A 19363-nucleotide genomic window follows, 5' to 3' on the forward strand; every position below is an offset into this window, starting at 1 on the left:
CACCCCCTCTCTTTCGCGGTGAAGTTGGTCGGGCGTCCGCTAGGTCTTCCTGCTTCCGCCGTATTCAAGTGAGTTAAGCAGAACGGCAAGGACAATGACGGCCCCGGTAAAAACCTGTTGCCAATACTCAGATACGCCAATAATGACTAGACCATCGGCGAGAAAGCCAATGACAAAAGCTCCGAGCAAGGTGCCACGAACTGTGCCGCGTCCACCCGCCAGTGCTGCACCGCCAATGACGACGCCGGCAATGGCCGTCAACTCATAGGTGAAACCGGCGGTTGGCCCCGCTGAGGTGAGCTGCGAGCTCAGGACAATACCGGCGATGGCTGCGCACATGCCGGAAAACACGTAGACACTGATGGTTACCCGTCGTGTCGGCACGCCCGAGAGCTCAGCAGCGCGGTAATTACCACCCGTTGCATACAGCCAGCGGCCGAAAGCGGTACGCGACAGTAGTGTGGCGGCGAGTAGGCTGACCAGGATCAGGATAATGACGCCAACCGGCATACCGGCAATGCGATTGAAGCCGAGCCAGTCGAATCCAGTGTTTCCCAGCGCTGCACTACCGCTGAGATCGTTGAAAGTCAGGCCATTCGTCATCAACAGCGCGATCCCACGCGCGACGTACAGCATGCCGAGCGTGGCAACAAAAGCCGGTACTTTAAACACCGCGACCAGTACCCCGTTAACCGCGCCGATGAACGCACCGAATCCTACGGTCAGTACGGCTACCGCCCAGACTGGGGGATAGAGAATAACGCCCGCCGATTCGATTTCGACGCCCTGCATCAGGAAGCCCGCGAAGACGCCCGATACCGCGAGCACTGAACCGACCGATAGATCGATGCCACCGGTGAGGATGACCATCAGCATGCCGATGCTAAGGAGCCCAAAAATCGCGACATGTGAAGACATTGTCAGTAGGTTGCTGATCGTGAGGTAGTGAGGAGAGAGCAGCGAGAACACAGCGATAATGGCGATCAGCGCAAAAAACGCTCGCCCCTCCAGAAGGATCCTTCCGGGGTTGAAGCGCTGCCAGTTTGGGGACTGGAAAGTGGTTTGACTCATGATGGATGCTTTCTCCATGGCGTTCACGCGATCACCGCCTCGCCAGAGGCGGCCATGATCTCTTCCTTGGTGGCGTCGTTGCTGAATTCGGCGACGATACGGCCGCGATGCATGACAATGATGCGGTGTGCGATGGCGATACACTCCTCCACTTCCGAGGTGGAGTAGATCACTGCCAGTCCTTTCTCTGCGTGGTCGGCGAGCAACCGGAACACCTCACCCTTCGCGCCAACGTCGACGCCACGACTGGGTTCGTCCAGTACCATCACCGACGGTGAGGTAGCGAGCATCTTGCCGATAACCACTTTTTGCTGGTTTCCACCCGATAGTGATGAAACCGGCGCATCAGGCCCGTCAGTCTTGACTGTTACCTCCCGGATAGCGCGGTTGACAATCTCACGCTCCCGTCGGTCGGAGACCAGAAGTCCGCGACAGAAGTCGAGAATCGAGGCCAGCGATAGATTCCTGCCGACACTCATTGCTTGCACCAAGCCATCCCGTTGCCGATCTTCCGGTACCAATACCAGACCATTTCTAATCCGTTCGGGGATGCCTAAATCGCTAATGTCATGACCACGCAGGAGGATCTCCCCGCTTTCCGCCGGGATTCGGCCGGCGAGGCATTCAAGCAGCTCAGTCCGTCCGGCTCCCATCAGCCCATAAATACAGGTTATTTCGCCAGGGCGTACGCTCAGGTTTAGATCAGTCACCGCTTTGCCGCCGGCCGCCACCATGCGGATGCTCAGATCACGGATCTCAAGCGCTGGCGCGCAATCTTGATCAAACTCAGGTGGTGTACCGAGATCGAAATGACGACCCACCATTTTCTGTACGACCCATGCCAGATTGATCTCGTCGCGTGGGGCGCTTGCAACCATGCTGCCGTCACGAAGGACAACCGCCTCATCAGTGACCTGGAGCGCCTCTTCGAGGTGGTGCGAGATGTAGACAATGGAAACCCCGCGCGTCTTGAGCTCGTTGATAACACCGAACAGCACGGTCACTTCCGCGGCTGATAATGCCGATGTTGGCTCGTCCATTATCAAGATGCGGGAGTTAACGGACAGGGCACGCGCAATCTCGACAATTTGCTGTTGGCCGAGCCTCAGTGAGTCGACCGGCACCAGTGGGTCGATCGCCTCCTCAAGATCATCCATGATCGCCTGCGTCTGCCGAGTCTCTTCGGCATAGTCCACACCTTTAGCACTATGGATTTCCCGGCCGAGAAAAATGTTATCGCGGACGTTCAGATTCGTTGCGAGGCTGAGCTCTTGGTGGATGATTGAGACGCCATATGCCGCCGCTTCCGACGTCGAGTTGAATTCCACCGGATTACCGTCCAGCAGGATCTGGCCTGAACTGGGCTGGAGAACGCCCGAGAGGATCTTCATCAATGTGGATTTGCCAGCTCCGTTTTCGCCGAACAGGGTAGTGACCTGTCCCGCGCGTACATCGAAGTTGACACCTTTCAGTGCGTGAACGCCGCCGAAAGACTTGGCGATATTTCGGGCAGCGAGGATGACGTCACCCGTTTCGGTTCCCGCCATGTTCACTGGACCTCCAGCGCTACCGGCGTCACAAACCAGTTATCGGGGTTGATCAGTTTGAAAACACCGGTCACCTCGACTCGCTGACCGGGGAGGGCGTCACGCGCCAGCCCATCGAGCACCTCCGCTTTCATAGCATCGTTAATGCCTGAGGCGGCATCCTGGTACTCGATTTGATTGGTGAACTCACCGAAACTGATAGTACCGGTTGCGTCCCGCAAATCTGTACCGTTAACGGCAGGACCCAATTGCACGCGGACGGTCCGATCTTCCTGCAAGTTTGTGATCGAAACAGTGAAGACGCCGGATCTCCCCTCGTCGACTGTCCCGACGAAATTTACTGGGATAATTGCCCCAACGCCTGCATCGACGCCGTATTTGTCGCTTGCCGCGCTGCGGTCAGCTTGGATGGCTTCGCTCAGCGTGGCTGCCTCAACCGCGTTTTCGATCACAAATTCACGGATCCGCGGAAATTCGCGGGCACCGTACGCTGCTGGATTGAAGGCCATCTCGCGTTGATCCGCCTCGGAACCGCTCTGCACAACGGTTGTATCGACCGCGATGGCGGCGCCCAGGATTGCGACACCGATGCCTGCATAGAGTCGTGAGCGCCAAGGCCTGCGCCGGACTATAGGTGTGTCGACGGTAGTAGCCGCCATGCTCCTCTCCTCCTGTCATCGTCTCGGCCTTTAATGGCTCTATGCGATATTTGTGGGTTAAACGTGTTATTTATCACACAAGATGTCAAGCGGTTGATGGCCGTGCGCTCTCGAGGGTCAACGCTCCATCCAGTTGACACGGCGAGCACGTGATGAAATAAATTACACGCAATGGAAGAACATTCAAACAAAGATCTGATCGTTGGCATCGATGCCGGGACATCAGTCATTAAGGCAGTAGCATTCACGGTCGGTGGGTATCAGATTGGCGCGGCGGCCCGAACCAATCGATATGTCACTGGTGAGGACGGGCGCGTTGAGCAGTCGATGACCCAGACCTGGGCGGACACGGCGAGCGCACTTCAAGTGCTTGCAGAGAACGTGAAAGGACTGGCATCTCGCACCGCAGCGATTGGGGTAACCGGCCAAGGCGATGGGACTTGGCTGGTTGACCGCCAAGGCGATCCAGTCGGGAATGCCTGGCTATGGCTTGACTCACGTGCTGCGTTGCTGACCGAGCGCCTGTCTCATGCCGAGACTGACCCAGATCGATTCGCGGCGACAGGCACTGGGCTGAATACGTGTCAACAGGGCGCACAGATGGCCTACATGGATCAGCATGACCCTGCGTTACTGGATCGCGCGCGCACGGCGCTCCATTGTAAGGATTGGCTCTACTATCAGCTCACCGGCGTATTGGCCACTGATCCATCTGAGGCGAGCTTTACCTTCGGCAATTTTCGTACGCGTGACTACGACAGTACGGTCATTAACGCCTTGGGACTGACTCATCGCCGCTCTTTGCTACCGCCAATACTCGAAGGAACAGCAGCTGGCCATCCACTGAGCCGAGAAGCGGCTAATGCCACAGGCATGCGCGCGGGAACGCCAGTCAGCCTTGGCTATGTAGATATGGTCATGAGCGCGCTAGGAGCGGGGCTTCACACAGGTGAGGCTGGGACCGCCTGTTCCGCGATAGGGTCCACTGGCGTACATCTACAAAGCCGCACGACCGATCAGGTTGTTCTGAATCGCGAACGTACCGGGTATTCGATCTGTTTGCCTGTCGCCGGACAGGTTGCCCAGGTTCAGACGAATATGGCGGCGACGCTCAACATCGACTGGATGCTCGACGTAATGGCCGGGTTGCTCGAGGAATTTGGTCAGTCGCCGACGCGATGCGACTTGATGACTCACCTTGATGTCTGGTTACAGCAAACGACACCCGCTGAAATCCTCTACCACCCCTACATCTCTGAAGCGGGCGAGCGCGGTCCATTTTTAAACGCCCGAGCCCGCGCCGGTTTTATTGGTCTGTCTGCGCGACACGGATTCAAAGACATGCTCCGTGGGGTTGTGGACGGGATAGCGCTGGCCGCCGCGGATTGCTATGCGGTCATGGGCGGTACGCCAAGAGAGCTGCGTCTGAGCGGTGGGGCGGTGCGCTCCCCGATGTTGCGGGCCTCGCTCGCTGCAGCGGTTGGGGCGCCAGTGCGGGTTTGCAGCCGGGATGAGGCGGGCGCCGCGGGCTGCGCGATGATGGCCGCTGTCTCCATCGGTGCCTATCCCGATATGGACGCCTGCGTCGCTGATTGGGTGGTGCCGCTGTTAGGCGAAGCGGAGCCGCCGGATTCGTCGATCATGGAGCGTTATCAAATATTACTGTCAGCCTACCGGGAAGCGCGAGAAGCGATGCCTCCGGTCTGGGCGCGGCTCGCCAATAACAAAGGAGCTTAATGTGACTGATCTACCGACAGTGGATCTCTTCGTGATTGGTGGTGGCATCAATGGCGCCGGCATGGCGCGTGATGCCGCAGGGCGGGGGCTGAGCGTTGTGTTATGCGAGAAGGATGATCTCGCCGAGGGCACCTCATCCCGCTCAGGTAAACTTGTTCATGGTGGATTGCGCTATCTCGAGTATTACGAATTCCGACTGGTGCGAGAGGCGCTCATTGAGCGAGAGGTGCTCATGAATTCTGCCCCGCATATTATCTGGCCACTGCGGTTTGTGCTGCCTCACTCACCTGAGGATCGTCCAGCCTGGTTGGTACGGCTTGGGCTTTTTCTCTACGACCATCTCGGCGGCCGTAAGCGGTTGCCGGGCACCCGCACGCTCGATCTGCGTCGCAGTCCTGAGGGAGCGGCAATTCAAGATCAATATAAACGAGGTTTTGAATACTCGGACTGCTGGGTGGACGATGCGAGATTGGTCGTGTTGAACGCCCTGGATGCGGCAGAGCACGGCGCGACAGTGCTCACTCGAAGCCCCTGCACGGGCGCCTGGCGTGAAGACAATTACTGGCGGGTGGAGACCACCGACCGACTCACTGGCGAGAAAAGTGCATACCGCGCCCGCATGCTGGTTAATACGGCCGGTCCCTGGGTGACGGACATTATTACGCGTGTCGCCCATGCGCGATCTACTCGTAACGTCCGACTTGTCAAAGGGTCCCACATCATCGTTCCGAAGTTCTGGGAGGGTGCCAATGCCTACCTGGTCCAGAATCACGACAAGCGTGTCATCTTCATCAATCCCTACGAGGGGGATAAGGCGCTTATAGGGACGACCGATATCCCGTGGGAGGGTCGGGCAGAGGACGTAGTGGCCGAGGAGGCGGAGATCGAGTACCTCATCGCAGCCGTGAACCGCTACTTTAAAGAGCAGCTGCAGCGTGGTGATGTCCTGGAGACATTTTCAGGGGTTCGCGCACTGTTTGATGATGGCCAGGGTAATCCCTCAGCCGTGACCCGGGACTACGTCTTCGATCTTGATGAAACCGGTGACGCCCCGTTATTGAATGTTTTTGGTGGCAAGATCACCACGTTTCGTGAGCTCGCCGAGCGAGGTCTTAAACAGATCCGCCACTATTTCCCGAACATGCGCGATGCATGGACGGACAGCGCGCCGCTGCCAGGTGGGGATCTGCCCGACGCCGACTATGAAGCCTTTATGCAATCGCTGAAGAGCGACTATCCGTGGATGCCAGTTGAGTTGCGTCAGCATTATGGACGTCTCTATGGCACGCGAGCAGCTGCGATTATCCGCGATGCGCACTCACTTGACGGGCTTGGGGAGCATTTTGGTGGAACGTTATATGCAGCTGAGGCGCGTTATTTGATTGATAAGGAGTGGGCGCGAACACCGGAAGATGTGCTTTGGCGGCGTACCAAGCATGGGCTTCATCTTAGCGAGGCACAGCGGGATGTATTCGCGGACTGGTTCCGAAAGGGCCACTACCAGGCTGCTTGATATGCCCCTTTCCCTATCACTCAACACCAACCCGCTTGTGAATCGGTTTGCCGAACCGGATGATCTGATCAGCACGGTGGCATCCCACATCCGTATCCGTGATCTTCAGCTTACCCACGAGTTCATCAACCCTTGCTGGCCAGACGAAACGATCCGACGCCTGACCCGAGCCATGCAACGATCGCTTGCTCGAACCGGTGTACGAGTGACATCCGGAATGACCGGTCCTTATGGTCGACTCAACCATTTCGGTCATCCTGATCGGGATGTTCGCGCCTATTATGTGCGGTGGTTCAAGCGCTTTGCTGACATCATCGCAGAACTTGGCGGGCGGTCGATGGGCACGCAGTTCGCGATTTTCACTTATCGAGACTTTGATGATCCGCATCGCCGCGAGGCACTGATCAATATCGCTCTGGACTGTTGGGAGGAGGTCGCTGTGCATGCCCGCGCTGCCGGGCTCGATTTCCTATTCTGGGAGCCGATGAGCATCGGCCGGGAATTTGGTGAAACGATTGAAAGATCCATGGCGTTGCAGCGACGCATCGACGGCGAAGCACTCGCGCTGCCGCTGTGGATGATGGGAGATATCGATCATGGTGACATCACCAGCGATAACCCCGATGACTATGATCCCTATGCATGGGCGAGGGCGCTCCCGCCGGTTTCTCCCATCATCCATATTAAGCAGAGTCTCATGGATAAGGGCGGGCATCGACCCTTTACGAGTGAGCATAACCGGTATGGACGGATTCAACCCGAGCCGTTGCTGGCGGCACTTGCTGGCGGCGGCGCCGAAGACAACGAGATCTGTCTTGAGCTGGGGTTCAAGGAACGTGAGCCGGACGATCGGCGGGTTATCGAACACATAGCGGAAAGCGTCGCCTTTTGGGCCCCGCATATCGAGACCGGGATTAACGATCTCGTCGGATAAGGGAGAGATACGTTTGAGGCGAAACGTCAACGGATATGGAGCAGATGATCATAGCCTAGCGCTGCGAGCAGCGTGGCTTCACTACGTAGGCGGCCTCACTCAGGCGGCTGTCGCGCGCAAACTAAAGCTCACCTCCGTCAAGACACACCGTCTGATTGCCCGGGCTGTTGCTGACGGAGCGGTTAAGTTCAGCATTGATGGCGACATCGTTGAGTGTCTGGAGCTGGAGGCCGCACTCGCAAAGCGCTATGGATTGTCCGTTTGTGAGGTAACACCCGACCTCGCCGAGTCTGGGCTACCACTGCGCGCCCTCGGCCTTGCGGGTGCCAGTTATCTGGCCCGTCTGATTGACCGGTCCGCGGGGCACATGATCGGTCTGGGTCATGGGCGAACATTGGCCGCAGTCGTTAACGAGTTGGCGCAACGCACCGCCTCTAACGTGCGTTTCGTCTCGCTGCTTGGTGGCCTTACCCGTCATTACGCGGCCAATCCCCATGATGTCATGCACCGGATCGCCCAGCGCACAGATGCGCCCGCACACGTCATGCCGGTGCCTTTCTGCGCGAACAGTCCGGATGATCGGTCGGTGCTCCTTTCCCAGCACGGAGTGAGTGAGGTGTTCGCAATGGCACAAACCGCACCGATCAAGCTTGTCGGCATTGGAACGGTCGATGACGACGCGCAGCTCCTCCGTGCGGGGATGATTGAGGACGCGGACCTGGCCGAGATCATCGATGCCGGCGCCGTTGGCGAGCTTCTTGGGCATTTTTTCGATGTGCACGGTGGCCGGATTGCCACCGCGCTTGATGGTCGGACGCTGGCCGTTTCACTGGCGGAATGCGGGGATGACCAGCTTGTGGCAATCGCGGGCGGCATCGACAAGACAGAGAGCATTGCTGCGGTGCTCCAGAGCGGTTCTCTCACCGGGCTGATCATCGACGAGAGCACGGCGCGGGAGGTCCTGCAACGTGGCGATGCCCGGTAACCGGATCATTCAAATTATCGTCTGGCCTGTTGCCTCCCAGTCACTGACGAACTGATCGATACCCTTATTGGTGAGGACGTGACTCGCCAGCCCGCGAATGATCGCAGGTGGGATTGTCGCCACATCGGCGCCGGCCAGGGCCGCCTCTTTCACATGATTGCCGCTGCGGATCGATGCCGCGAGGATCTCTGTATCAAACCCATAATTATCATAGATCGCCCGGATATCGCGGATAAGCGCCATACTGTCGAGATTGATATCGTCAAGCCGACCCAGGAAAGGTGAAATGTAGCTGGCTCCCGCCTTTGCTGCCAGAAGGGCCTGATTCGCCGAAAAACATAAGGTGACGTTGGTTTGGATGCCACGGGAGCGCATCTGTCGGCAGGCCTTGAGTCCGTTGAGCGTGAGTGGCAATTTCACCACAACGTTATCGGCGATATCAGCAAGGATCCGTCCTTCTTTCATCATGCCTTCGTAATCCAGAGCGGCTACTTCCGCGGACACGGGGCCGTTTACGATTTCACAGATTTCGGCGACTACTTCCTTGAAGTCACGTCCTGACTTGGCAATGAGTGATGGATTGGTCGTCACACCATTGAGTAGTCCGTAATCGTTGAGCTCGCTAATATCCTCGGCGATTGCGGTATCAACAAAGAATTTCATGGTCGGTGCTCCTTGGGTTATTGAAGGTCAAGTCGATGCTCGGCGCGCTTGACGATGGCATTGGCCGTAATGCCGAAGTGCTCATAGAGAGCTGGGCCGGGACCCGATGCGCCAAAACCGTCCATGCCAATCACGTCAGCTTCTGAGTCGACGTAACGTGTCCAGCCAAACTTCCCAGCTGCTTCGATGGCAATGCGGGGTGCTTCACCCAGCACCTTGGCGCGATAATCGGCCGGTTGTATTTCAAACTGCTCCCAACAGGGCATCGAGACCACATTCACATTAATGCCGTACTCTCGGTGCAGGACCTTGGCGGCCTCAACGGCAATCGCCACTTCAGTCCCTGTGCCCAGCAGTGTCAGGGCTTCGACATCGCCGAGCCTGAAAATGACGTAGGCTCCTCGCGCAGTCATATTCTCTCCACGATCGGTTACTCGTAGTTGTGGTGTTCCCTGTCTGGAGAGGGCGAGTAGTGAGGGTGCGTCACGGCTGCGTAGGGCGAGCTCCCAGCACTCCAGCGTCTCTATGGCGTCGGCCGGGCGATAGACATGCAGACCGGGTATCGCGCGCAATGCAGCCAGATGCTCGATCGGCTGATGAGTGGGACCGTCCTCGCCGAGACCAATCGAATCATGGGTCATCACGAAGATCGTCCCAATTCGCATGAGCGCGGCGAGTCGGATGGCATTGCGGGCATAATCCGAGAAAACGAGAAAGGTGCCCCCGAAGGGGATGATCCCGCCATGGTTGTTCATGCCATTCATTGCGGCCGCCATGGCGAACTCACGAACACCATAGCCGATGTATCGACCAGGTGATGCGCGTGAGAAAAGCGGCTCAAGAGCCGGTACTCGCGTGAGGTTGGAACCGGTCAGATCAGCCGATCCGCCCACGAGCTCGGGCACGCAGTCAGCAATCACTTCCAGAGCCATCTGGCTCGCCCTGCGGGTCGCCACCTTCTTCGGATCTGCAAACAGTGCTGAGCGTGCTGTTGCCACGACCTCGCTAAGCCCCTCCGGAAGCTGCCGACGCATGCGCCGCATGAACGCGTCCCGACGCGATCTCGGCAATGCGTCAATTCTCGCCTCCCAGTCTTTCCGTGCAGTCACTCCGCGCCGACCGATCTCATGCCATTCCTGTGCGGCTGAGGGCGGAATCACAAATGGTGGCTCGGTCCATCCGAGGGCTTCGCGAGCGGCCTCCGCCTCCACTGTGCCAAGTGGTGCGCCGTGTGATGCCGCGGTTCCGGACTTCGTTGGTGCCCCATAACCAATGGTTGTTCTCATTGCGATCAATGACGGTTTTTCGCTCTCCTCTCGTGCTGCGGTGATGGCAGCGTCGAGCGCTGTTGCATCGTGCCCGTCGCAGCGCTGGACGTGCCAGTGACAGGCTGCGAACCGCCCAGGGATATCCTCCGAGAATGAAATGCTGGTGTCGCCGTCAATAGTGATGCCGTTATCGTCATAGAGAACGATGAGTCGCCCAAGGCCAAGGTGTCCTGCCAGTGAAATGGCCTCCTGGCCAACGCCCTCCTGCAAGCAGCCATCGCCCGCCAGGACATAAGTGTGATGGTTCATCGCATTGGCGCTGAACTCCCCGCGCAGCATTCGCTCAGCCATTGCCATTCCAACGGCCGCCGCGAGGCCCTGACCAAGCGGCCCCGTGGTCGTTTCAATGCCGGGTAGGTGGCCGTATTCAGGATGGCCCGCGGTCGGGGAGCCGATTTGCCGGAACTGGCGTAGATACGCCATCGAAACGTCTTCAATACCCGTCAGGTGGAGCAGCGCATAGAGGAGCATCGAGGCATGGCCATTGGATACGACCAGCCGATCACGATCCGGCCAGTCGGGCGTCGATGCATCAAATCGTAGGTGGTGCCGCGCCAGAACGGTGATGGCGTCAGCCATGCCCATCGGCGCCCCGGGATGACCGGACTGAGCCTCCTCTACGGCGTCTACCGCCAGCGCACGAATGCAGTTGGCAAGGGTTGCGTGGTCGCTGGCCATAGCGGCTAATCCCCAAATGTCACAGTTGAGCCGATAATCTAACAACAAAATATGTTATAAAATAGTATATTCGTGTTATAAACACCATAACAAGCCGATGAGTACATCTGTGATGAGTGATCAAACGCTCTGGATCGGTACCAGCTGGAAGATGAACAAAAGCCGTTTGGAGTCGGTTGCCTGGGCGCGACGACTCGCCGCCGCGAGGCTTCCAGGAGGCCTGCAGCCATTCGTGATTCCGCCTTACACCAGCATTGCGCCCGTTCATGAAGTGCTGCGCGATACGTCTGTGATGGTTGGTGCGCAAAACATGCACTGGGCCGATGCAGGTGCTTGGACTGGAGAGATATCACCCCTGATGGTTCGAGACGTCGGCGCGATGCTTGTTGAGCTCGGACACTCTGAGCGTCGGATCCACTTTGGCGAGACCAATGAACAAGTGGGGCTTAAGGTTGAAGCCGCTGTCCGTCATGGACTCATTCCGTTGGTCTGCATCGGAGAGAGTCACGAACAGAAGATTGCCGGTCGGGCGGATGAGCACCTCGAAACTCAGGTACGCACCGCGCTGAGCCGAATCGGCGAGTGCGACGGCAGCCCATCACTGCTTTTGGCCTACGAGCCTGTATGGTCAATTGGCGAGCAAGGTGTGCCCGCGACAACGGGCTATGCCGAGGACCGGCAAGCGCATATAGCGGACGTTGCCAATTCAGTTCTCGGCCGCTCTGTGCCATGCCTGTACGGAGGATCGGTCGACTCGGCCAATTGTCGCGACTATCTCTACAAACCCCATATAGATGGTCTTTTTATCGGTCGGTCAGCATGGTCAGTCGAGGGTTATCTCGAAATCCTTGGCTTATGTGCCGAGGCCGCCAATCGTGTATAGCGCATCGACGAGGAGGAGAGAATGAAAATTGCAGTAGCTGGTGACAGCGCAGGAGAAGGACTCGCCGCTGTTGTGGCGGAGCATCTCTCGCAGCACCATGAAGTGGCTGATATATCACATACACCCGACGGGCCTGATCGTTATTACGCTTTGCTCGCTGATCGTGTCGCGAAGGTGCTACTCGATGGTACATACGATCGGGCGATCCTAATGTGCGGAACGGGGATAGGTGTTGCCATGTCGGCGAACAAGGTTCCGGGTATTCGGGCCGCTCAATGTCACGATACCTATTCCGCAGAGCGCGCTGCTCTATCCAATAACGCACAGGTCATCACAATGGGTGCGCGGGTGGTTGGGACAGAACTCGCGAAGGCTATTGTTGATGCCTTTCTGGCCTGCCGCTTCGATCCGCAGGGCCGGTCAGCCGGAAACGTTGCAGCGATCGATCGCGTCGATGCGAAGTACCATGTCGTATCGCTATAGGGAATCGCGAATGTTGGAAAGCTCAGCTTACGGCCCCGCCACCCGCGGGGTGGGGGTAGCCTCTGACCGTTAATCCCATTATCCTCATCGAGGAAGGTTGACCAACCGGCATTGTCAATGGGTGACGTGGTGGGATTTATGAGGGCATTAAATACAGCGGCGAGAGTGCTCGCACTTGCGCCGCTTTTGACTGCATGTGCGACATTCGCCGGTGGGAATCCGGACGATATCGCTGATCCGCAAGGGTCTTCAGAACAGGCATCGGAGGCCACGGCAGGTGGCTCCGGATCGGCCCCCGAGAACGACGCCGGGTTTCGTGAACGCAGTGAACCAATCCCTGCAGAATCGGCGGCGCCGGCTGAATCGGGAGCAGGGCAGGTGAGCGACTCCGAGGCTGATGGCCCGCTTCAGAATGTGCCGCTGGTCATTGATCTGTCCGATCTGCGTGACGACGACGGGCTGGGCAACCCCTCGATCCAGTGGCAGGAATTTGACGACAGTCGAGGGCGTTGGACGAAGATAGACGGGGCCACGTCGCAGGGATTCACCCCCAGGCAGCGCCATGTCGGTAACCAGCTGCGCGTCAGCATTGAGTATATCGACGGTCGGGGGAATCTCGAATCGATTGTCACAGTCCCGACCCCGCCTGTGCGCAACGTCAATGATGCGCCGATCGGCGAGCTTCAGTTGATCGGTACGCAAGCCGAGTACGAAACGCTCAAGGCAGATATCAGCGAGATCCGGGACGAGGATGGCATCGGAACCATTCGGTATTACTGGGAGATCTCTTCTGACGGGCGAACCTGGCAGCGCTATCGGGAAGACGAATGGCGGGGCGATACGGTGGTCCTTTCTCAGGACGAGGTGGGGCGCTACATCCGCGCCGGCATTCGTTATAACGATGGATTCGGAGCCAACGAACAGGTCACGAGTGCCGCGACCGACCCGATACGTAACGTGAACGATCCAGTCCGGGGCGATCTGACATTACGCGGTGATACCCTCGTGGGTCAGACGCTGCAGGCGGAGACCGATGCGATCAGCGATCGTGACGGGATCGCGAAGATCACCGTGATCTGGGAATCATCGAATGACGGGCGCACCTGGCGTCGGGCAGCCGAATCCGCGGACCGGCAGCTGACACTCGGTAACCGATTGGTTGACCGGCAGATCCGTGCGCGCGCCATTGTGGTCGATCAGTTCGGCAACGAAGGGACCGTTGTCTCCGGGAACGTTGGTCCTGTGGAGAGTATTAATGCCGCGCCGTCCGGCACCATCGAGATACTCTCTGTTGACGAGGACTAGGCTGCCGGGAAATCCGCCAGTTGTAATGGTGCGAGGCCCGATGGGCCCTGCACCATCCGTTTCCGGTGCTTTCAATCTACCGCGCGTATCGACTCACCCTGACCGTCTCTAACGCCTCTCGGATCTCCTCGAGGCTGGACGGGTCCTCGATCGTGGCAGGTACAGCCACATCACGCTCCTGACTGAGCTGACGGATCGATTTGCGCAGGATCTTGCCGGAGCGGGTCTTGGGAAGTTTATCGACCACCGCGACCGCCTGGAGGTTGGCGATTGCCCCGATCTGCGTTCGAATGACGTCCATGACCGCGTTCTCGAGCACCGCCGGGTCGATGGTCTGCCCTTCCTTGAGTACGACAAACCCCATGGGCACCTCGCCCTTGAGTTCATCGGCAATGCCAATCACGGCACATTCTGCGACCGCCGGATGATGGCCGATCAGCTCCTCCATTTCACCGGTGGACAGGCGATGGCCAGCGACGTTGATGACGTCATCCATACGGCCCATCACGAAAAGGTAGCCATCTTCGTCGATATAGCCTCCATCTGATGTGTCGTAATAGCCCGGGAAGGCGTTGAGATAAGAGTACCGGAATCGATCATCGTCCTCCCAGAGCGTCGGCAGGCAGCCGGGAGGCAGGGGGAGTCTCAAAGCGATGTTGCCCTGGGTACCGGCAGGCTGTGGGGAGCCATCGCTGTCGAGGATCGCAATTTGGTAGCCCGGTACAGGCAGCGCCGCGGAACCGCTTTTCTCGCGATGCGGTTCAATGCCCATGGGATTAGCGGCGATGGCCCAACCCGTTTCGGTCTGCCACCAATGATCGATGACCGGCAGGCCGGTAATCGCCTTGATCCATCCATAAGTGGGCGGATCGAGCCGCTCACCGGCCAGGTAGACGGCCTTCAGGCATGATAGGTCGTAACCCGCCATCATGGCGGCATCGGGATCTTCCTTGCGGACTGCCCGGAAAGCCGTCGGAGCGGTGAAGAAGGTTTTTACCCGATGCTCGGCGATCACTCGCCAGAAAGCCCCGGCGTCTGGCGTGCGCACGGGTTTGCCCTCATAGACCACAGTGGTGCAGCCATGGATGAGCGGCGCGTAGACGATATAGGAGTGGCCCACTACCCAGCCAACATCGGAGGCCGTCCAGAAAACATCTCCGGGATCGAGGTTGTACACCGCATCCATGCTGAAGTTGAGGGCGACGGCATAACCGCCGGTATCGCGGACAACGCCCTTGGGTTTTCCGGTGGTGCCCGATGTGTAGAGGATGTAGAGCGGATGGGTGGCGTCCACCGCGACTGGATCGACGGGTGAGGCGTCGGCCATCACGCGATGCCAGTCGAAATCACGCGTTGTCGCGTTATTCACCTGCATCGCCGCCTCGCACTCGGGTCGCTGTAGCACCACTGTGGCGGCGGGTGGACAGTCGCAGGCCTGCAGTGCCTCATCGACCAGCGGTTTGTAGGGCAGGATCCGCGAGACCTCAATCCCGCAGCTCGCGGTTATCAGCGCCCTGGGCCTGGCATCGTCAATACGCACGGCGAGCTCATGGGGCTGGAAACCACCGAAGACCACCGAGTGGATGGCCCCGAGGCGTGCGCAGGCGAGCATGGCGACCAATGTCTCGGGGACCATCGGCATGTAGATCACGACGCGATCACCGCATTCCACGCCCAGCGCGCGCAGCCCGCCAGCGAACCGCGCGACCTCGTCACGGAGTTCGCGGTAAGTGATATGGCGCTGCCGGCCGGTGACCGGCGAGTCGTGGATGACCGCGGTCTGTTCGCCGCGGCCATGGTCGATATGATGATCGAGGGCCAGGTGGGCCATGTTGAGCTGACCGCCGGCGAACCACCGGTCAAAGCCCTGATCATCGCGACTGAGAATGGTCTCGGGCGCCTTGAACCAGTCCAGCCTGGCGGCCTCCTGGCGCCAGAACCCCTCTGGATCGCTGATGGAACGCTCGTAGATATCCTGATAGTGCATGGGTTCTCTCCTCCAGCATTTTTTTGTTCCGATCAGATCACATAGAGGTCGACGTACTCATTGACCGGCATTGCCTCGAGTCTCGCCTGCTCGAGTGAGACATCAAGGATGGCGCGCTGCTGCCGTGGCGGGAAGCGACGCGCGAGGTTGGTCCGGAATTTGTCCTCCAACAGCGGGATGCCTTCTTCGCGCCGGCGCTTGTGGCCGATCGGGTACTCCACGATTTCCTCGTCGAGCACCGTGCCGTCGTTGAGTTCGATGGTCAGCGCGTTGGGAATGGAGCGTTTCTGCGGGTCGTGATAGTCGGCGGTGAACGCCGGATCCTCGACACAGACAATCTTCTCGCGCAGGGCATCGATGCGCGGATCGGCGGCGGCACTGTCTTCGTAGTCCCGCGCCGTGAGACGCCCGAAGATCAGCGGCACGGCGACCATATACTGTACGCAGTGATCCCGGTCGGCGGGATTGTTGAGCGGACCCTGTTTGTCGATGATGCGGATGCAGGCCTCATGGGTGCGGATGTTGATGTGCCTGATGTCGTCCGATGACCGACCGGCCTCGGCGAGCCGACGGTGCAGCGTCACCGCCGCTTCCACCGCTGTCTGGGAATGGAATTCCGCCGGGTAGCTGATCTTGAACAGGACGTTCTCCATCACATAGCTGCCATAGGGCCGCTGGAAGCTGAACGCCTCGCCATTGAAGAGCACATCGTAGAAGCCCCAGGTTGGCGCGGTCAGGACGGTTGGATACCCCATCTCACCGGTCTTCGCCATCAGCGCCAGCCGTACACCCCGGGCGGTGGCGTCGCCGGCCGCCCAGGACTTACGACTGCCGGCATTGGGATAGTGACGGTAGGTGCGCAATGACTGGCCATCCACCCAGGCGAGCGATACCGCATTGATGATCTCGTCGCGGGACAGACCGAGCATCTCGGCAACCACTGCGGTGGTCGCGACTTTCACCAGCACCACATGATCCAGCCCGACCCGATTGAACGAGTTATCCAATGCGATCACACCCTGAATCTCGTGGGCCTTCACCATGCCGATCAATACCTCGCGCATGGTCAGGGGCGAGCGGCCTTCGGCAACGGCCGTTCGTGACAGCCAGTCTGCCGCGGCGAGGATGCCGCCGAGGTTGTCGGAGGGATGGCCCCATTCCGCGGCAAGCCAGGTGTCGTTGAAATCGAGCCAACGGATCATAGCGCCGATGTTGAAGGCGCCCTGAACCGGATCAAGCTGGAACTGCGTGCCCGGCACCTTGGTGCCGTTGGGCACGGTCGTGCCCTGGATCACCGGACCGAGCAGCTTCGTGCAGGCCGGATACTCCAGTGCCTCAAGGCCACACCCCAGCGTGTCGATCAGGCAATTGCGGGCGGTTTCGAGCGCAATGGCGCGATCAATGGGATAGTCCCGGACATAGTCGACGATGTCGATCAGGACCTGGTCGGTATTGCTCATGAGCGGTGCTCCTCTTGCTCGTTGATCAGTCGCGCTCATGGAGCGGCACGAATGTCAGGTTGTCGGGGCCGATGTAGTTGGCGCTGGGGCGGATGATCTTGTTGTCCTGGCGCTGCTCGATGATATGCGCGGCCCAGCCGGAGGTCCTCGAGATCACGAACAGGGGCGTGAAAAGAGCGGTTGGGATGTCCATCGCGTTGAATGCGACGGCCGAGAACCAGTCGAGGTTAGGGAACATCTTCTTCGAATCCCACATGACCGACTCGATCCGCTCGGCAATCTGGAACATGCGGGTATTGCCATTATTGTCGGCGAGCTCACGGGCGACCCGCTTGATCACCTCGTTGCGCGGATCACTGATGGTATAGACCGGATGACCGAAGCCGATGACGACCTCTTTGTTCCCGATCCGCTCGCGGATATCGGTTTCCGCCTCATCGGCGCCACCGTAGCGCTGCTGGATCGCGAAGGCGGCTTCATTGGCGCCGCCGTGCTTGGGGCCGCGCAGGGCACCGATAGCCCCGGTCACTGCCGAGTACATGTCCGATCCGGTGCCGGCAATGACCCGCGCGCTGAAGGTAGAGGCGTTGAACTCATGCTCGGCATAGAGCGTGAGCGCGGTGTGCATGGCGCGTTCCCAGTCTTTTGATGGCGCCTCTCCGTGGAGTAGATGCAGGAAGTGCGCGCCAATGGACTCATCCCCAGTCTCGACCTCGATCCGCCGGCCGTTGTGGCTGAAGTGATACCAGTACAGGAGCATCGAGCCGAGCGAGGCCAGCAGTCGATCCGCGATGCCGCGGGCACCGGCCTCGTTGTGGTCATCTTTCTCGGGCAGTGTGCAGCCGAGCAGTGAGACGCCGGTTCGCATGACATCCATCGGATGGGCTGACGCGGGTAGCTGCTCGAGTGCTTTTTTGACGGGATCGGGCAGACCACGCAGGCGCTTGAGTTCGGCCTTATAGCGGCGCAGTTCATTGGTAGTCGGCAGCCGACCGTGGACCAGCAGGTGTGCGGTCTCCTCGAAATCGCACCCCTCGGCCAGATCGAGAATGTCATAGCCGCGGTAGTGCAGATCATTGCCGGTGAGGCCAACGGTGCACAGTGCTGTGTTACCAGCGGTGACGCCAGACAGGGCGACCGACTTCTTGGGCCTGGGTGTTGGGGTCTGTTCACTCATTTTGGGGTCTCCGTGCTGAACAGTTCATCGAGCTTGTCTTCATAGGCGTGATAGTCGAGAAAATCATAGAGCTCGGCGCGCGTCTGCATTTGATCGACGACGCTGGCCTGGCTGCCCTCGGCCCGTACGGTTCGGTAGACGCTCAGGGCGGCGGCATTCATCGCCCGGAATGCCGAGAGCGGATAGAGCACCATGCCAACACCGGCGCTGCCCAGTGATTCGCGATCGAATAGGGGCGTGGCGCCGAACTCGGTGATATTGGCGAGCACGGGGACCTCCACCGCCTGTGTGAAAGCGCGATACATCTCAAGCTCGGTGATGGCTTCCGGGAACAGCATATCGGCGCCGGCCTCGATGTAAGCGCCAGCGCGATCGACAGCGGCCTGCAGCCCCTCCACCGCGAGTGCATCGGTTCTTGCCATGATCACGAACTCGGGATCGGTCCGTGCGTCGACAGCGGCCTTGATTCGGTCAACCATCTCCTGTTTGGAGACAATTGCCTTACCCGGTCGGTGACCGCAGCGCTTGGTCTGGACCTGATCCTCGATATGACAGGCGGCGGCCCTGGCCTTGGTCAGTGAGCGCACCGTACGGGCAATGTTGAAGGCGCCACCAAATCCGGTATCAGCATCGACCAGAACCGGTGTATCGACGGCATCGGTGATCCGATTGACGTCGGTCACGACGTCATCAAGCGTGGTGATGCCCAGATCCGGCAGGCCCATTGAACCGGCGGCGACGCCTCCGCCGGAGACATAGAGCGCGTTATAGCCGACCTCGGTGGCCATCACGGCATGATAGGCATTGATCGCGCCCATTACCTGCAGGGGTTGTTCGGCCTCGATGGCCGCCCGGAATCGCTTCCCGGGGGAATCGGGTGGGGTGTGCATGGCGTCTCTCCTCGTTAACCACGGTGTCTACCCCGTTGACTGCAAGCGACGTGCCAGTCGCCC

General features: G+C 59.2%; 16 protein-coding genes. 7 read left to right on the top strand and 9 right to left on the bottom strand.

Features of this window, described 5'->3' with window-relative positions; genetic code table 11:
• Positions 1-39: 39 nt before the first annotated feature.
• The 3 genes from SPICUR_RS04340 to SPICUR_RS04350 are packed head-to-tail and all read right to left on the bottom strand — an operon-like array spanning position 40 to position 3277.
• Entirely contained in the window at positions 40-1089 is a 1050-nt protein-coding gene (locus SPICUR_RS04340) for an ABC transporter permease (RefSeq protein WP_023366431.1), read from the bottom strand.
• 5 nt (positions 1090-1094) lie between these two features.
• Positions 1095-2618 (bottom strand): sugar ABC transporter ATP-binding protein, encoded by a 1524-nt coding sequence (locus tag SPICUR_RS04345; RefSeq protein WP_148291317.1) that lies wholly within the window; start codon positions 2616-2618, stop codon positions 1095-1097.
• Between the two features lie 2 nt (positions 2619-2620).
• On the bottom strand, positions 2621-3277 hold the full coding sequence (locus SPICUR_RS04350) for a DUF2291 family protein (protein ID WP_023366435.1): 657 nt from the start codon (positions 3275-3277) through the stop codon (positions 2621-2623).
• A gap of 171 nt (positions 3278-3448) precedes the next feature.
• On the opposite strand from SPICUR_RS04350, the gene SPICUR_RS04355 reads away from it, so the two are divergent.
• From SPICUR_RS04355 to SPICUR_RS04370, 4 genes are read left to right on the top strand one after another with little or no spacing between them, the layout of a single operon-like run.
• The gene (locus tag SPICUR_RS04355; protein WP_023366437.1) at positions 3449-5014 is read left to right on the top strand and encodes an FGGY-family carbohydrate kinase; all 1566 of its coding nucleotides are present in this window, start codon (positions 3449-3451) and stop codon (positions 5012-5014) included.
• A 1-nt stretch (position 5015) separates the two neighbouring features.
• Complete coding sequence (locus tag SPICUR_RS04360) at positions 5016-6527, top strand: glycerol-3-phosphate dehydrogenase (RefSeq protein ID WP_041381663.1); 1512 nt, start codon at positions 5016-5018, stop codon at positions 6525-6527.
• Positions 6427-7461, top strand: a complete 1035-nt coding sequence (locus SPICUR_RS04365; RefSeq protein ID WP_202951833.1) for a sugar phosphate isomerase/epimerase family protein — start codon at positions 6427-6429, stop codon at positions 7459-7461. The genes SPICUR_RS04360 and SPICUR_RS04365 overlap by 101 nt, the downstream gene beginning before the upstream one ends.
• Before the next feature lie 13 nt (positions 7462-7474).
• Entirely contained in the window at positions 7475-8446 is a 972-nt protein-coding gene (locus SPICUR_RS04370) for a sugar-binding transcriptional regulator (protein WP_041381666.1), read from the top strand.
• Positions 8447-8455: 9 nt separating this feature from the next.
• Here the strand turns inward: SPICUR_RS04370 and fsa are convergent, their stop codons facing one another.
• Entirely contained in the window at positions 8456-9109 is a 654-nt protein-coding gene (gene fsa / locus SPICUR_RS04375) for a fructose-6-phosphate aldolase (RefSeq protein ID WP_023366447.1), read from the bottom strand.
• A 17-nt stretch (positions 9110-9126) separates the two neighbouring features.
• Entirely contained in the window at positions 9127-11115 is a 1989-nt protein-coding gene (gene tkt, locus SPICUR_RS04380; protein WP_023366449.1) for a transketolase, read from the bottom strand.
• Between the two features lie 112 nt (positions 11116-11227).
• Here tkt and SPICUR_RS04385 point away from each other — a divergent pair, with 112 nt between their 5' ends.
• From SPICUR_RS04385 to SPICUR_RS04395, 3 genes are all read left to right on the top strand, one after another.
• On the top strand, positions 11228-11998 hold the full coding sequence (locus SPICUR_RS04385; RefSeq protein WP_023366452.1) for a triose-phosphate isomerase: 771 nt from the start codon (positions 11228-11230) through the stop codon (positions 11996-11998).
• 21 nt (positions 11999-12019) lie between these two features.
• Positions 12020-12481: a D-erythrulose-4-phosphate isomerase gene (gene derI, locus SPICUR_RS04390; RefSeq protein ID WP_041381668.1), complete on the top strand. Its 462-nt coding sequence runs from the start codon at positions 12020-12022 to the stop codon at positions 12479-12481.
• 378 nt (positions 12482-12859) lie between these two features.
• Positions 12860-13786, top strand: a complete 927-nt coding sequence (locus SPICUR_RS04395; RefSeq protein ID WP_023366458.1) for a hypothetical protein — start codon at positions 12860-12862, stop codon at positions 13784-13786.
• Positions 13787-13862: 76 nt separating this feature from the next.
• Here SPICUR_RS04395 and SPICUR_RS04400 read toward each other — a convergent pair whose 3' ends face one another.
• Genes SPICUR_RS04400 through prpB form a run of 4 tightly spaced genes read right to left on the bottom strand, consistent with a single transcriptional unit; the run spans position 13863 to position 19300 of the window.
• Positions 13863-15773 carry a propionyl-CoA synthetase gene (locus SPICUR_RS04400; protein WP_023366460.1) on the bottom strand — a complete coding sequence of 637 codons (1911 nt, stop codon included), beginning with the start codon at positions 15771-15773 and terminating at the stop codon, positions 13863-13865.
• Positions 15774-15805: 32 nt separating this feature from the next.
• Positions 15806-17233, bottom strand: a complete 1428-nt coding sequence (locus SPICUR_RS04405; protein ID WP_023366462.1) for a bifunctional 2-methylcitrate dehydratase/aconitate hydratase — start codon at positions 17231-17233, stop codon at positions 15806-15808.
• Between the two features lie 25 nt (positions 17234-17258).
• Positions 17259-18410 (bottom strand): bifunctional 2-methylcitrate synthase/citrate synthase, encoded by a 1152-nt coding sequence (gene prpC, locus SPICUR_RS04410; protein WP_023366464.1) that lies wholly within the window; start codon positions 18408-18410, stop codon positions 17259-17261.
• Positions 18407-19300: a methylisocitrate lyase gene (gene prpB / locus SPICUR_RS04415; protein WP_041381669.1), complete on the bottom strand. Its 894-nt coding sequence runs from the start codon at positions 19298-19300 to the stop codon at positions 18407-18409. The genes prpC and prpB overlap by 4 nt, the downstream gene beginning before the upstream one ends.
• Positions 19301-19363 lie beyond the last annotated feature (63 nt).

Origin of the sequence: Spiribacter curvatus, from assembly GCF_000485905.1 — a bacterium.
Lineage (GTDB): Bacteria > Pseudomonadota > Gammaproteobacteria > Nitrococcales > Nitrococcaceae > Spiribacter > Spiribacter curvatus.